General features: G+C 61.6%; 8 protein-coding genes. 3 read left to right on the forward strand and 5 right to left on the reverse strand.

What is annotated here, in order from left to right; all coding sequences use genetic code 11:
- The first annotated feature begins 16 nt into the window (after window positions 1–16).
- On the forward strand, window positions 17–1987 hold the full coding sequence (locus tag C0V76_RS18420) for a monovalent cation:proton antiporter family protein (RefSeq protein WP_101944366.1): 1971 nt from the start codon (window positions 17–19) through the stop codon (window positions 1985–1987).
- A gap of 131 nt (window positions 1988–2118) precedes the next feature.
- Here C0V76_RS18420 and C0V76_RS18425 read toward each other — a convergent pair whose 3' ends face one another.
- On the reverse strand, window positions 2119–2784 hold the full coding sequence (locus C0V76_RS18425; protein WP_101944367.1) for a prepilin-type N-terminal cleavage/methylation domain-containing protein: 666 nt from the start codon (window positions 2782–2784) through the stop codon (window positions 2119–2121).
- Window positions 2785–2973: 189 nt separating this feature from the next.
- Between C0V76_RS18425 and C0V76_RS18430 the strand changes: the two genes are divergently transcribed.
- Entirely contained in the window at window positions 2974–4674 is a 1701-nt protein-coding gene (locus tag C0V76_RS18430) for an ATP-binding protein (protein WP_101944368.1), read from the forward strand.
- Between the two features lie 19 nt (window positions 4675–4693).
- Here C0V76_RS18430 and C0V76_RS18435 read toward each other — a convergent pair whose 3' ends face one another.
- From C0V76_RS18435 to C0V76_RS18445, 3 genes are all read right to left on the reverse strand, one after another.
- On the reverse strand, window positions 4694–8506 hold the full coding sequence (locus tag C0V76_RS18435) for a PAS domain S-box protein (protein ID WP_101944369.1): 3813 nt from the start codon (window positions 8504–8506) through the stop codon (window positions 4694–4696).
- A gap of 149 nt (window positions 8507–8655) precedes the next feature.
- The gene (locus C0V76_RS18440; protein WP_101944370.1) at window positions 8656–11508 is read right to left on the reverse strand and encodes a valine--tRNA ligase; all 2853 of its coding nucleotides are present in this window, start codon (window positions 11506–11508) and stop codon (window positions 8656–8658) included.
- Between the two features lie 173 nt (window positions 11509–11681).
- Window positions 11682–12371, reverse strand: coding sequence for a glutathione S-transferase family protein (locus tag C0V76_RS18445; protein ID WP_101944371.1), 690 nt, complete (start codon window positions 12369–12371; stop codon window positions 11682–11684).
- Window positions 12372–12647: 276 nt separating this feature from the next.
- Between C0V76_RS18445 and C0V76_RS19725 the strand changes: the two genes are divergently transcribed.
- Window positions 12648–13466 carry a hypothetical protein gene (locus C0V76_RS19725; RefSeq protein WP_143707469.1) on the forward strand — a complete coding sequence of 273 codons (819 nt, stop codon included), beginning with the start codon at window positions 12648–12650 and terminating at the stop codon, window positions 13464–13466.
- Between the two features lie 146 nt (window positions 13467–13612).
- Here the strand turns inward: C0V76_RS19725 and C0V76_RS18450 are convergent, their stop codons facing one another.
- Complete coding sequence (locus C0V76_RS18450; RefSeq protein WP_143707470.1) at window positions 13613–14065, reverse strand: hypothetical protein; 453 nt, start codon at window positions 14063–14065, stop codon at window positions 13613–13615.
- Window positions 14066–14199: the final 134 nt, after the last annotated feature.

Here is a 14199-nt window from a genome sequence, read left to right on the forward strand (position 1 = left end):
CCTCTTTTTTCCAGACATGCACGGTGCCCTCACTCTTGTTTTGACCTTGCTGGCCGTCACCGTGTGTGCGGTGGCGGTTTTTCGTGCCTTCAACCTGCCTGCCGTGCTGGCCTACCTCGCGGTGGGGGCGGCGCTTGGGCCACATGCCGCCGGGCTGGTGCCGGATAACGCCCAGGCTCGCTACCTTGCTGAGTTTGGCGTGGTCTTCCTGATGTTCTCGATCGGCCTTGAGTTTTCCTTGCCGCGCCTGTTTGCCATGAAGCGCATCGTGCTCGGGCTGGGCGGTTTGCAAGTGCTGGGCAGCATGCTGCTTTTCGGCTTGTTGTGCTGGCTGCTGGGGCAGAGTCTGACCGCCAGCTTCGCGGTGGCCAGCGTGATCACCATGTCGTCCACCGCGATGCTCTCCAAGCTCCTGGTTGATCGCATGGAGCTGGAAACGCCGCACGGACGCCAGGTGATCGGCGTACTGCTGTTTCAGGATTTGGCGGTGGTGCCCCTGCTGATTCTGATTCCGGCACTGGCGCAACCGGGCGAGGCGCTGGGCTACACCTTGTTCATGGCCGCGCTGAAGGCGGTGGCGGTGCTGGCCTTGATCCTGTATTTCGGTCAGCGCCTGATGAAACGCTGGTTCACCATCGTCGCGCGGCGCAAGTCTTCCGAGCTGTTCATGCTCAATGTGCTGTTCATCACCCTGGGGCTTTCCTGGGTGACCGAGATGGCCGGACTGTCACTGGCGCTGGGGGCTTTCCTGGCCGGCATGCTGATTTCGGAAACCGAGTTCCGCATCCAGGTGGAAGAGGACATCAAGCCCTTCCGCGACATGCTGCTGGGGCTGTTCATGATCACCGTGGGCATGTTCCTGGACGTGCATGTGATTGTCAGCAATCTGCAATGGGTGTTGCTGATCCTGCTTGGCTTGCTGCTTCTGAAGTTTGCAGTGGTGGCTGGCGCGTCACGCTGGCTGGAGGGGCAGGACGGAACGGCCGTGAGGGCCGGTTTGTGGCTGTGCGCCGGGGGCGAATTCGGTTTTGTGCTGCTGACGCTGGCGGCCGATGTGGAAGCTGTGCCGCACGACGTGCTGCAACTGGTGATGGCGGCGCTGGTACTCTCGCTCCTGATCGCGCCGATCATCGTCCAGTACAGCGACAAGATCGTGCTGCGCTTCGTGGCCTCGGAATGGATGCTGCGTTCGATGGAGCTGACCCGTGTGGCGGCGAAGTCGATCGCGACGGACAAGCACGTGATCATCTGCGGCTACGGCCGCACCGGGCAGTATCTGGCGCGCCTGCTGGAGCAGGAAGGGATTGGTTATGTTGCCCTGGATCTGGACCCGGATCGCATCCAGGAAGCGGCGGCGGCGGGAGATCCAGTGGTGTTCGGTGATTCCTCGCGCCACGAAACCCTGGTTGCAGCCGGCCTGATGCGGGCCAGCGCTGTGGTGATTGCCTATAACGATGAGCATGCGACAACCAAGGTCTTGCATCACGTACTGGCTGCACGCCCTGGTCTGCCAGTGATAGCCCGCTCGCAGGATGAGCGCGACATGGAGCGCCTGATCCAGCGTGGTGCCGCTGAAGTGGTGCCGGAAATGCTGGAAACCAGCATCATGCTGGCCACTCATACCCTGACCCTGATCGGCACGCCGATCGCGCGCGTGATCCGGCGCATGCGCCAGATCCGCACTCAGCGCTACAGCCTCATGAAAGGGTTCTTTCTGGGCGCTTCGGATATGGATGAGGGGAATGATGCACAGGAGGCGCGCCTGCATTCAGTATCCCTGCCGCCGGGCGCGTATGGCGTAAGCCGGCGCCTAGGCGATCTCGTGCTGGATGTTTGCCCGGCAAAGGTTGCTGCGGTGCGCCGGCGTGGTGTGCGCAGCCTCGATCCGGCGGCCGACATGCTGCTGGAGGCGGGGGATGTGGTGGTCTTGCTGGGCCTGCCCGGCGGGCTGGCGGCGGCAGAGGCAAAGCTGCTCAAGGGGAGTTGAGGCCGGCGAGTTGCAAGGTGCAGGTTTTACGTTGCAAGAGACGCCGGCTTCTGCCGGCGTTTTTGCGAGCAGGGTGTGCAGAAATGAAAAGCCCCGCGTGGGGCGGGGCGAGTGATGGAGCGGTGCTGGAGTCAGAAGCTGGCACAGACTACGTAGAGGGTGTTTTCGTCGACGGCGGAGGCTGAAGCTACGGGTGTCGCCCCTGTTGTTCCAGATGTCGAGGCCGCGGCTCCGATTTGGACCGAGCCGGCATTTGGCGTTCCGTCGTCCATGGTGGTGTCAACCTGCAGCGCGATACGTCCGGAGACGTTGCTTTGGCACACAAAAATCCGGCCACGCATGTTGGTATAGGGCACTGCGCTCTGGATGCCAATGCGCCCGCCTTCCGTGTTCTGTGGCTCCCAGGTGCCCGAAGATGGCGCCGCTGACGAGCCGGAGGTCAGGTTTGCCAGGCGCAGCTGCTGCCACGCATATGCAGATTCATGCGTGAAGCTTGTTGTGTCCGCGGTGGCGACGACTGAGTTCCAAGCGCCTTCAATCATGCCGTCTCCGTCTCCGTTGACTGTCGTGCTGCCCACGTGTGTTGTTGCTGCTTTGTCATCCCCTGGTAGCGCTCGAAAACGGTCTTGATACGCCGCGATCATGGTGGCGGTATTGCGGAAGTCGCTGATGACCGCCTTGGCCTTGGCACTATTGATGAGCTCCTGCCCCTTCAGTACGCCGCCTAGCAGCAGGCCGATGATGACCAGCACGATGGCGATTTCGACGAGGGTGAAGCCGGACTGTTGGCGTTTCATGGTGTGTCCCCACTGGGAGTGATGTTCCTGCCCGCCCTTGAGCAATAATGGTGCCTGCTGTCCGGGATCATTTTCGGGGTGTTGTGGGCGCTGTAGTGGTTGTTTTCTCGACGCTTGCGTCAGGATTCTGACGGTATTGGCGGGATCTCGGCAATCTGTTGTTCATTCATTTATGAAAGGGAATACCGCATGCCGGATCTGGGGCGTCGCACGGAGCGCTGGCTGATGTATGCCGGGCCGCTGGTGTTACTGCTGGCCCTGGCCTTGTTGCATGTGGCCTTGTTGCAGGGCGCGTTGTCGCCGGCGGGAAAGGCCTTGCTGCTGGGGCACTTCGGTCTGGTGCTGCTGTGGCAGCCGCTGGTGAGCGGCGGGCGTCGGCTGTCTTGGGCGGGCATGCTGCTGTTTGGGCTGGCACTGGCCGGGATCGGCCTGTGGCTCTCCTGGGGACTGCTCCTATTGTGGGGCTTGATGCTGGCAGGGGTGATCGGGGGCAAGGTGTTCTGCCATCCGGCACCACGCGAGCGTGGCTTCTATTGGTTGCTGGTGGTGTATCTGGTGGTCGCTCTGAATGGCCGGGTGATGCCCGAGTTGTTGGAGGGTTTGGCCGAGGTGCCGGCGGTGCTGCCCTTGTTTGCGAACTGGTTTGCGCTGCCGGTCTTGCTGGGGGCGGCTGTGCTGGGTTTGCCGTGCGGCGGGGCGCAGGCGGCGGATGCGCTGGATGTGGTGGGGAGCTTGATTTTTGCCCTGGTACTGGGGGGCGTGGCATTGGGGGCGCTGGCCTTCATGTTCGTGGCGCGTAGCGATTATGTGTGGGCCTTGCTGCAGGCGCTGGGTTCGGTTGCGGGGGCTTTGCTGTTGATGGCGCTGGTGTGGTCTCCGCGCAAGGGTTTCGCGGGGCTGGGGCTGGCGATTTCGCGGCGAGTGTTGTCGGGCGGGCAGCCATTTGCGCACTGGCTCGATGAGGTCGCGGAGCTGGCCTTGCACGAGGCTTCACCTGAGGCGCTGGTGCGGGCGGCGATGGAGCGCTTGGCAGGGTGGCCTGGTGTGCAGGGGGTGTTCTGGCGCTGTGCTGAAACGGAGGCGATGACGCATCTCGGGAAGACGAGCCGGCATGTGCTGCAGTTGCGTCACGGAACTCTGGAGGTGGCGGTGTATGGGCAGCAGGCGTTTGCGCCGACTCCCGCCTGGCATCTGGATCTGATGCTGCGTATCCTGGCCGAGTTTCATGCCGCGCGCTTGCAGGCGCAGCGGCTGCAGGCGCTGTCCTTTCTGCGAGCAGTGCATGAAACCGGCGCGCGCAGCACGCATGAGCTGAAGAATCTGCTGCAGTCGCTCGACGCGCTGTGTTTTGCGGTGCTGGACGATGGCGGGCGCAACCCGGCAGGGGTGCAGGCCTTGCTGCAGGGGCAGCTGCCGGAGGTTCGCCGGCGTCTGGACGAAACCTTGCAGCGCATTCGCCGACCGCGTGAGGAGGACTTGCAGCCCCGCCCTGCTTTGGGGTGGTGGCAGGCCCTGCAGGCACGCCATGCGGAAGCTGTGCTGCGCTATCAGCAGGCGGGGCCGTTGGCGGCTGCCGCCTTGCCGGCAGCGCTCTTCGATTGTGTGGCCGATAACCTGCTGCGTAATGCCCTGGAGAAGTCGGGGGCGCCTGCGGTACAGGTGCGGCTGGTGGCGGGCGAGCAGGGCTGCTCCCTGAGTGTGGAGGATGATGGGGCGGCAATTGAGACGGAGCGGGCCGCGAGCCTGCTGCTACGCCCGCTGGCGTCGGATACCGGGCTCGGTATCGGTTTGTATCAGGCCGGGCGTCTGGCCGAGTCGGCTGGTTATGTGCTGCGTCTGGAGGAGAACCGGGCCGGCTGTGTGCGCTTCTGCCTGAGCCCGCGTGGCTGAGCGGCCTGGTGCCGGAGCTTCAGGCCTGCGCGAGAAAGGCCTGTAAGGCAGCACTGAAGCGCGTGGCCTCGGCCTCGAGGGCGGGCAGGGCTGCGAGCGCATCTGTTGCGCGCTCTTCTTTGCATGCCAGTTCGAGCTCACGGGCGAGGGCGGTCAGGGCGAGGCCGGAGGTGTTGGCTGCCGCGCCTTTGAGGGAGTGGGCGTGGCGGCGAGCGTCATTGAGCTGCCCTTCGGCCAGGGCGCGCTTGAAGGCTTCGATCAGGCTTGCGTAATCCTCGATGAAGGCCTGGGCGGCGATGCTGGCAATCGTGTGGTCGTTGCCAAGGCGGCGTAGCAGATCGGTGGCGTCGAAGCAGGCAAGCGTCGGCGTGGCCTCAGGCGCGGGCGGGCCAGGGGGGGCGTCGGCAGTCGTTGCGGGCGCTTCTGTGGGCAGCCATTTCTTGAGCATGTCGACCAGCTTTGCGTAATCAAGCGGTTTGGCGATGAAGTCAGACATTCCCGCTTCGATGCATTGCAGCTGGTCTTCCGAAAACGCGCCGGCGGTGGTGGCGATGATGGGAACCGGGGCGAGGCCTTGGTTCTGTTCATAGGCCCGGATCTGACGCGCGGCTTCGAAGCCGTCCATGACCGGCATCTGGCAGTCCATCAGGATGAGATCGAAAGCTTGGCCGCCGCAGGCCATGTCGCAGGCTTCGCGGCCGTTGCCGGCGTGCTCGGGCGCCACGCCCAGGGTGGCCAGCATGGCGGTGACGACCTTCAGGTTGGTCGAGTTATCTTCCACCACAAGTACGCGTCGGTCGTCCATACGTGACTCGAGAGGCTCCGGGCCGGTTTGGCCGGGAGGTGTTTCGCGTGAAGTCCGGCGCCTTTCATCGGCCTCGCGCTGCAGGCTGACCTGGACTCGGAACCAGAAAGTGGAGCCTTGCCCCTCCGTGCTTTCAACCCCGACTTCGCCCTGCATTAGTTCGGCCAGACTGCGTACGATGGAGAGCCCGAGGCCGGTGCCGCCGTACTTGCGTGTGTCGGAGTCATCCACCTGCGAGAAGGGTTTGAAGAGCAGGGCGAGTTTTTCCTGGGGGATGCCGATGCCGCTGTCCCTGACCGAAAAACGCAGCATGGCGGAACCCTTGTCTCGGCTGAGCTCTTCGGCGTACACCATGATCTGGCCGTGAGCGGTGAATTTGAGCGCGTTGCCGAGCAGATTGGAGAGCATCTGGCGAAGCCGGATCGGGTCTCCCCGGTAATGTTGCTTGGCGTCTCCCCGCCATTCGGCAATCAATTTCAGACCCTTTTGAGAGGCGGATTCGGCAAACAGGGCGCGGATTTCGTCGAGCACCTGGGCGGCTGAAAAGCCGCTGCTGGCGAGTTCCAGCTTGCCGGCCTCTACCTTGGAGAGGTCCAGGATGTCATTGAGCAGTGCTAGCAGGGTCTGGCCGGAGTTGTAGAGCGTGCGGGCGAAATTGCGCTGTTCGGTCTCCGTCAGGCCGGGCTGCAGCAGCATCTGGGCCATACCGAGAATGCCATTGAGCGGGGTGCGGATTTCGTGACTCATGGTGGCGAGAAAACGGCTCTTGGCCAAGCTGGCGGCTTCGGCGCTGCGCTTGGCGTCAAGCAGCGCTGCCTCGGCGAGCTTGCGTTCGGTAATGTCCTGATGCGTACCGGATATGAGCAATGGCTGGCCGTCTTCGCGCCACTGGCTGACGCTGCCGCATGCCAGCACCCAGACCCAGTATCCGGCCTTATGCTGCATGCGGATTTCCGCTTCGTAATAGTCGGCCTCGTGCCTGAAATGGCGTTCAAGTTGCTGACCGGCCAGCAGTAGATCGTCCGGATGAACGAGGCGCCGCCAGGTATTGATGTCGACGGGAGCGAGTTCGTCCAGCGTATAGCCCGCGATCTCGGCCCAACGGTCGTTGAAAAGAGCTTCGCCGGTCTGCACCGACCATTCCCAGGTGCCGGCATGGGTGCCACGGATGATGTCGGCCAAGCGCCGACGTTCGCGCGCGAGCTCGCGGGCCTGGTTGTGGGCAGCCGTCACGTCCTGCTTGATGGCCACGAAATGGCTGATCTGGCCATCTTCGTCCCAGACCGGGGCAATGGTCTGCTCTTCGGTGTACAGCGAGCCGTCCTTGCGCCGGTTGATCAGCTCTCCGCTCCATATCTTGCCGGCAAGCAGGGTCTCCCACATCGCCGTGAAAAACTCCGGCGGGTGCTCGCTGGAGCCGATCAGGTAGCCGGGTTTGCGGCCGATCGCTTCTTCCGGGGCGTAGCCGGTGATGCGGGTGAACGCACGGTTGACCCGCTCGATGATGCCTTCGCGATTGGTGATCACAATGGCATTCGCGGCTGAATCCACGGCCATGCTTTGCAGGCGGATCAAGGCTTCGTTGCGCTTGCGCTCGGTGATGTCGGCGATTACCGAATAGAGCATGCAATGCCCATCCACCATGACCGGCGTGCTGTGCACTTCGACCTGGCGGATCTCTCCGCTGGCCAGGCGGTGCGGAACCTGGAACAGGTTGCGCTTGCCCTCGGCCACCTCCTGCATGGCACGCTGAACCTCTTGCGCGGGCAGGGCGTTGATGTCCGCGATATGCATGCGGCGCAGGGCCTCCCGGCTGCTGCCATAGAAGCTGGCCGCCTGCAGATTGGCATCCACGATCCGACCGGACTCCAGATCGGTCACCAGCATGGGAATGCGCAATTGCTCGAACACCGCTCGGTGCAGCTCTTCGCTGCGCCCGAGATGATGCAGGGCGTCCTGCAGGGCTTGGGTGCGCAACAGCACCTCCAGTTCGACCTTGTTCTTGCGTTGCAGCAGGCTGCTGACCAGTGCGCTGCCAAGCAGGCTCAGGAGCAGTCCGCCAAGCAGCACGAATGCAGAGAAAGACCGTGGCGTGGCGTCCATATACTCCGGGGTGGGGACCACCAGCAATTCGAACTCATGGCCGGCCAGGGTCAGCAGACGCTGTGCACGCAGCGGGCTCTGCTGAATCCATTGCGAGTCATGATTGGGGTCCTGTCCTTTGGTGTGGGCATGGTGCTGATAGAGCAGCCCGGCCTCGCCAGCGAGCAGGCTGTCAGAGAGCAGCACGTCGGCCCCAGGCGGAAGGGTTGCCAGAGTGCCACTGACCAGATCCTCGACCCGGATCACCGCCTGCACGATGCCCTGGAAGTGCAGCTGGCGCGATTCGATACTCTGGGTCGAGAAACCGGGTTCGAAGCAAGGGGCCATCAGCAGTAGTCCCTTGCCGCCCTGTACCAGCTCGATCGGGGCTGAAACCACGATCTCCCCTTCATCGCGGGCGCGTTCCAGGGTGGCCCGGCGATTGAGCTCGGAGGCCAGATCCAGCCCCAGCGCGGCGCTGTTGCCTGCCATGGGGACGATCAGGAAGGTCGGGAAATATTCGGCGCGCGGGCCGGCGTCGCCAATCGAACTGCCCTGGAACTCGCGGATGGCATAGCCCTTGAGGCCTGCACTGCGCGCGCTGGCTTCGAAGGCGGTGCGGCTGGCGCCACTGATCCGGGGCGCCCACTGAAATGCGGCGATGCGGTGATCAAGAGGGCCGCGCTCAACGAAGCGCTTAAAGCTCTCCGGACTGAAGCTGCCCGCTGCTGCGTGAAACTGCTGCAAGGCCTGCACTCTGCTCAGCACAGCATCGACGCTGTGTTGCAGGGTGGCCGCGTATTGCTCGGCCAGGCGCTGGAAGTCTGCTTCCTGGCGGGCAGACTCCATCGTGCGCAGACCTTGCCAGGCCCAGATGCTGAGGGCGGCGGCGACCATGAAGCTTGCAAGCGGGATCAGCAGTCGCGCGGGAGGCAGCTTGGGCATGGCGGGGGGCGTGCAAAGGGCCGCGGATGGCGGCAATGCAAGGCTTAACGGCGGGTGCGACGGCTTCTTGATCGGCTGTGGGCGGACGGTGGCGCAGAAAAAAGGCCCCGCCGCTTGCGCGGCAGGGCCTTTGTCCTTTCGGGCAGGTCTTAACCCAGGCGGGCGAGTTGCTCCTTGAGTTTCGCCAGCGTGGCGCTCATGTCGGCGAGGCGCTTCTTCTCCTGCTCGACCACCGCAGCCGGTGCACGGGCGACAAAGCCTTCGTTGCCGAGCTTCACTTCGAGCTTGCCGACCTCAGCCTCGATCTTGGCGACTTCCTTGCCGATGCGGGCGCGCTCGGCATCCACGTCGATCTCGATCTTGAGCATCAGGCGGAAATCGCCGACCACCTGCACCGGGGCCGGGGATTGCGGCAGCTCGGCGCCGACGGCAGTGACTTCCGACAGCTTGGCAATCGCAGCCAGATAGGGTGCGTAGGCCTTCACTGTGGCTTCGTCGCCGGCCACCAGCAGCGGCACGCGCTGGCCCGAGAGATTCATCTCGGCGCGCAGGCTGCGGCAGGCGTTGATCAGGGCCTTCAGCTCGGCGACCTTGGCTTCGCTGGCTTCGTCGATGCGCTCCGGGGCGCAGGTCGGATACTGCGCGGCGCCGATGAAGTCGCTGGTCTTGCGGCCTGAAATGACGCTGACGGTTTGCCACAGCTCTTCGGTGATGAAGGGGATCAGCGGGTGGGCGAGGCGCAGGATGGTTTCGAGCACGCGCACCAGGGTGCGGCGGGTGCCGCGTTGGGTAGCTTCGTCGCCAGTCTGCAGCTGCACCTTGGCGAGTTCCAGATACCAGTCGCAGTACTCGTCCCATACCAGCTCGTAGATCGTGCGCGCGGCCATGTCGAGGCGGTAGTCGGCGAAGTTCTGCGCCATCTCGGCTTCGGCACGCTGCAGGCGGCTGGTCATCCAGCGGTCGGCAAACGAGAAGCGCAGGTAAGCCCCATCGCATTCGCTAACTTTGTGGTTGTCCAGCCCGCAGTCCTTGCCTTCGCAGTTCATCAGCACGAAGCGGGTGGCGTTCCACAGCTTATTGCAGAAGTTGCGATAGCCCTCGCAGCGCTGCATGTCGAACTTGATGTCGCGGCCCAGCGAGGCGAGCGAGGCGAAGGTGAAGCGCAGCGCGTCGGTGCCGAAGGCGGGAATGCCTTCCGGATATTCCTTGCGCGTCTTCTTCTCGATCTGCGCGGCCTGCTTCGGGTTCATCAGGCCGGTGGTGCGTTTGGCGACCAGCGCCTCCAGATCGATGCCATCGATCAGGTCGATCGGGTCTAGCACATTGCCCTTCGATTTGCTCATCTTCTGGCCTTCCGCGTCGCGGATCAGGCCGTGCACATAGACGTGCTTGAACGGAATCTTGTTGGTCAGGTGCTTGGTCATCATGATCATCCGGGCGACCCAGAAGAAGATGATGTCGAAGCCGGTGACCAGCACCGAAGACGGCAGGTAGAGGTCCATCGCCGGGTTGGATTTCTCCGGCCATTCCGGGGTCCAGTCCAGGGTGCTGAAAGGCCACAGGGCGGAGGAGTACCAGGTGTCGAGCACGTCGTTGTCGCGCGTCAGATCACCGCTGTAGCCATCCTTGGCGGCGAGTGCCTTGGCTTCGGCTTCGTCGTGGGCAACCCACACGCGGCCGTCCGTGCCATGCCATGCGGGAATCTGGTGGCCCCACCAGAGCTGGCGCGAGATGCACCAGTCCTGCAGGTTGCGCATCCACGAGTAATAGGTATTCACCCAGTTCTCGGGCACGAACTTCACTTCGCCCGATTCGACCACTTCCAGCGCCTTCTGGCCGATGCTCTTGCCATCTGGGCCGGGCTTGTTCACGGCAACGAACCACTGGTCGGTGAGCATCGGCTCGATGACCACGTTGGTGCGGTCGCCACGCGGCACCTGCAGCTTGTGCGGCTTGATCTCGCCGAGCAGTCCCAGCGTCTCGAAGTCGGCGACGATCTGCTTGCGCGCCTCGAAGCGGTCCAGCCCGTGGTACTTGGCCGGGGCGTTGTCGTTGATCTTGGCGTCCAGCGAGAGCACCGAGATCATCGGCAGGTGGTGACGTTGGCCGACGGCATAGTCGTTGAAGTCATGCGCCGGGGTCACCTTCACGCAGCCGGTGCCGAATTCCTTGTCGACGTAGTCGTCGGCAATGATCGGGATCTCGCGCCACTGCTTGGCGTCCATCACGTCGCCGCTCATCGAGGAGAGAGGCAGGCGGATCATCTGGCCGATCAGGTGCTTGTAGCGCTCGTCTTCCGGATGAACCATCACGGCGGTGTCGCCGAGCATGGTTTCCGGGCGGGTCGTGGCCACCGTCAGATGACCCGAGCCGTCGGCCAGCGGGTAATTCAGGTGCCACAGGAAGCCATCTTCCTCCTCGGAAACCACTTCGAGGTCAGACACTGCCGTGCCCAGCACCGGATCCCAGTTCACCAGGCGCTTGCCGCGGTAGATCAGGCCTTCGTTGTAGAGGCGCACGAAGGTTTCGGTGACGGTTTTGGAGAGGCCCGAGTCCATCGTGAAGCGCTCGCGCGACCAGTCCGGCGAGGTGCCGAGGCGGCGCATCTGGCGCGTGATGGTGTTGCCGGAGTATTCCTTCCACTCCCACACCTTTTCGAGGAACTTCTCGCGGCCCAGATCGTGGCGGCTGATGCCTTGCGCGTCGAGCTGGCGCTCCACCACGATCTGCGTGGCGATGCCGGCGTGGTCGGTGCCCGGCTGCCACAGCGTGTTGGCGCCGCTCATGCGGTGGTAGCGGGTGAGCGCATCCATGATGGTCTGGTTGAAACCATGACCCATGTGCAGCGTGCCGGTCACGTTCGGCGGCGGCAGCAGGATGCAGAACGACTGGTCAGCGGGCTTGCTGGTGTCGGCGCCGGCGGCGAAGTAGCCGGACTTTTCCCATTGCGGGTACCAGCGCGATTCGATATCGGCGGGTTCAAAGCTCTTGGCGAGTTCCATCGAGGAATACCTGGGGGAAATTCGGGGGAAGCCCGCGATTATACCGGCTCACGCTTTGAACTTTGGGGCCATGCGTGAGCCCTGTTGAAGCGCAGAGCCATTCATGCAGAAGCCGGCTGTGGTCTTTGCTTTCTGCGCTCCTGGCGAGCGGACTTCTTTCCGGATCTTCCGGTTCAGGCTTGCGGCAGCACCGGGCCGCCTTTCTCGATGGCCCGCTGGTAGGCCGGGCGGGCATGCACACGCTCTAGCCAGGCCTTGATGTGCGGCGCATGGCGGGCTGTCGTGCTGCGCGAGCTCAGGGCTTCGAGCGCAAAACACATCTGGAAGTCTGCGAGGCTGATGGCTTCGCCCGCGAACCAGGTGTGGCTGGCCAAGTGCTCATCAATGAAGGCGGTCGCACGCTCAAGGTTCGGTTCGATCAGTTTTTCAATTACCTTGTTGCATAGGCCACGCGCGATCGGGCGAACGAAGAAGGGCATGGGCTGGCGTGGGATGGTGGTGAACACCAGTTTCATGACCAGCCAGTTCATCAATGAGCCTTCGGCGTAATGCATCCAGAAGCGGCATTCCCGAGCGGCTGCGCTACCGCGTTTCGGCTCTAGCCCGGCAAGTTCGGCCTTTGCCTGCACGCCATGAACTTCAGCCAGGTACTCGAGGATAGCCCCGGACTCCGCTATGACCAGGTCGTCGTCCTGGATGACTGGCGATTTACCCAGCGGATGAATTTTGCGCAGTTCCGGCGGAGCGAGTCGAGTGGCCGGGTCGCGCGCATGAATGATCAGTTCGTAAGGCAATCCGAGCTCTTCCAGCAGCCACAGAACGCGTTGGGAGCGGGACATCTCAAGGTGATGGACTGTAATCATGGGGATGGTTCCGGACAGGAGGTAGACACAAAAAAGCCGGCATGCGCCGGCTTGTCTGCAATGCTTGATGGTGGGCGGGGACTACCGATAAATCGGCCAAAGGCCTTGCCGCGAATGGCTTTGTGTTTTTTGGTTTAGGGTTGTTACCCCCAAAGTTACCCCCGGCTGCATCTTGCTTGCTCCATGTGGGGTGACGATATTTTGGTACTATTTGTGGTATGCCTTTGGAATGCGTCTGTGGTCCAGCCACGTCCTTGTGAGCGACAAGAAAGTCTGGTGCCTGTTTTGTTATCAATGCTAGGGTTGTTAGGGGGTCTTGTGCGGCTGAATTTTATTTTTGCGATTATAGGTTTGATGTGTTCTTCGTCTTTGTATGCCCAGTCGTTGGACTCCCGGATTGAGTCCTGCAACAAGATTAAAAACTCAAAGCAAAGGCTTGAGTGCATCAAATCAGAAGTGTCTGCTACGCCCACTCCCGCGAAGGCCGCGGTGAGTCAGGCGCCTAAGGCATTACAGCTACCTGAGGCTGCATCGTTTTGTGAGCGACTGCTCCCAGAACTAAAGCCAAGGCATGAATTAGCAAGTGAAGAAATGACGAGGTCCACAGATGATGCAATGGCCGTCACATGGCCTCCGCTCGAAGGGAAAGCTCCTACTGTTTGCCTTGTGGATCGGCAGGCCCGCACTGTCTCTTTGCTTGAAATTGTTAGTGGAAAAGCACTCTCTACTGCCGATCTTGCTGGTTTGGAGCAAAGAGCGAGGTTCAGAGAGGGGGTCGAGAGTGGTAAGCCAGAAGAGTTTGTCTCGTTTGCTCAAAAAATGCTGACACGCTCATTTAAAGACCCTGCCTCTGCTGTTTATAGAGGAATGTTCGTTTCGAAAACCGCTGGCGGGCTTCTGTTTTTGTGTGGCGAGGTTAATGCGAAAAACTCGTATGGCGCATACGTTGGTTTTAAAAGATTTTATGCGACACATAACTCGGCGCTTAGTGACGTAGAGACAGAACGAGATGCGAGATTTCCTCAGATCCCTACTGTGTTCGAGAGCCTGCGGCCAGACTATTGCAGTAAAAAAATCGTTGATGTTGTAGATTGATTTTTTAGTTTTTCAACCCATCTTGAGCAAAAGCAGATGGTTTTTCTATATAGCTGTTCATCAGTAGATCTAGGGTTATCTTGGGAATAGTGTTGATAGGAACTGCGGGCGTACTAGGCCCGCAATCCCTAGTGCAGCAGCTGTTCCTATGGTGAGTCGTTCGGGTCAGTAGGCGTACTAAGCATTTGTTTCTCCGTGTTTGGTTTATAGAGCTTGTAGAGGCCACGCTGATAGTCCTTGGTTGTGATGTCAAACTTAGGTTGTTCATCCAGCGCCAGCCATGTAAGCGCGTACAGGCTGGCCTTGTTCGGGCGCTTGCCCATTCTTGTTTCAACTATCAGCCCTGTGTGCATCAGCTCTCGCTTGGCCTTGGTTAGCGTGCCTTTGCTGCGAAAACCTCGCCTTTGCATTAGTGACCATGCCCCAGATAAATCGCCATTGTTATGGCCTTTGTATTGCACAGCCAATTCAAGCAAGAGCATTCGGGCGTGTGGCGAGCTTGCAAGGTATGCTTTGCTTTCCATTACGTTGTGAGGCAGGCGGATAAATGCGCCAGTTTCGCATTTGTCTTTGTTGCCTTTGAATTTACTTCTACTCATGCTTGCCCCCAGTCTGGGAGCTGTTTGGCCCAATGAATGAATCGCCCCGGCTTCCCTAGACTGCTCCGAGCTTCATGAAATACTGCTTTTCGTAGTCTATCGGAGACATGCCATTTGCGTGGCTATGTCGCCGT

This window comes from Uliginosibacterium sp. TH139, assembly GCF_002855595.1.
GTDB lineage: Bacteria > Pseudomonadota > Gammaproteobacteria > Burkholderiales > Rhodocyclaceae > Uliginosibacterium > Uliginosibacterium aquaticum.

Coding starts and splice junctions, on each gene's coding strand:
- C0V76_RS18420 (WP_101944366.1), top strand. CDS start 17: ATGCACGGTGCCCTCACTCTTGTTTTGACCTTGCTGGCCGTCACCGTG.
- C0V76_RS18425 (WP_101944367.1), bottom strand. CDS start 2,784: ATGAAACGCCAACAGTCCGGCTTCACCCTCGTCGAAATCGCCATCGTG.
- C0V76_RS18430 (WP_101944368.1), top strand. CDS start 2,974: ATGCCGGATCTGGGGCGTCGCACGGAGCGCTGGCTGATGTATGCCGGG.
- C0V76_RS18435 (WP_101944369.1), bottom strand. CDS start 8,506: ATGCCCAAGCTGCCTCCCGCGCGACTGCTGATCCCGCTTGCAAGCTTC.
- C0V76_RS18440 (WP_101944370.1), bottom strand. CDS start 11,508: ATGGAACTCGCCAAGAGCTTTGAACCCGCCGATATCGAATCGCGCTGG.
- C0V76_RS18445 (WP_101944371.1), bottom strand. CDS start 12,371: ATGATTACAGTCCATCACCTTGAGATGTCCCGCTCCCAACGCGTTCTG.
- C0V76_RS18450 (WP_143707470.1), bottom strand. CDS start 14,065: ATGAGTAGAAGTAAATTCAAAGGCAACAAAGACAAATGCGAAACTGGC.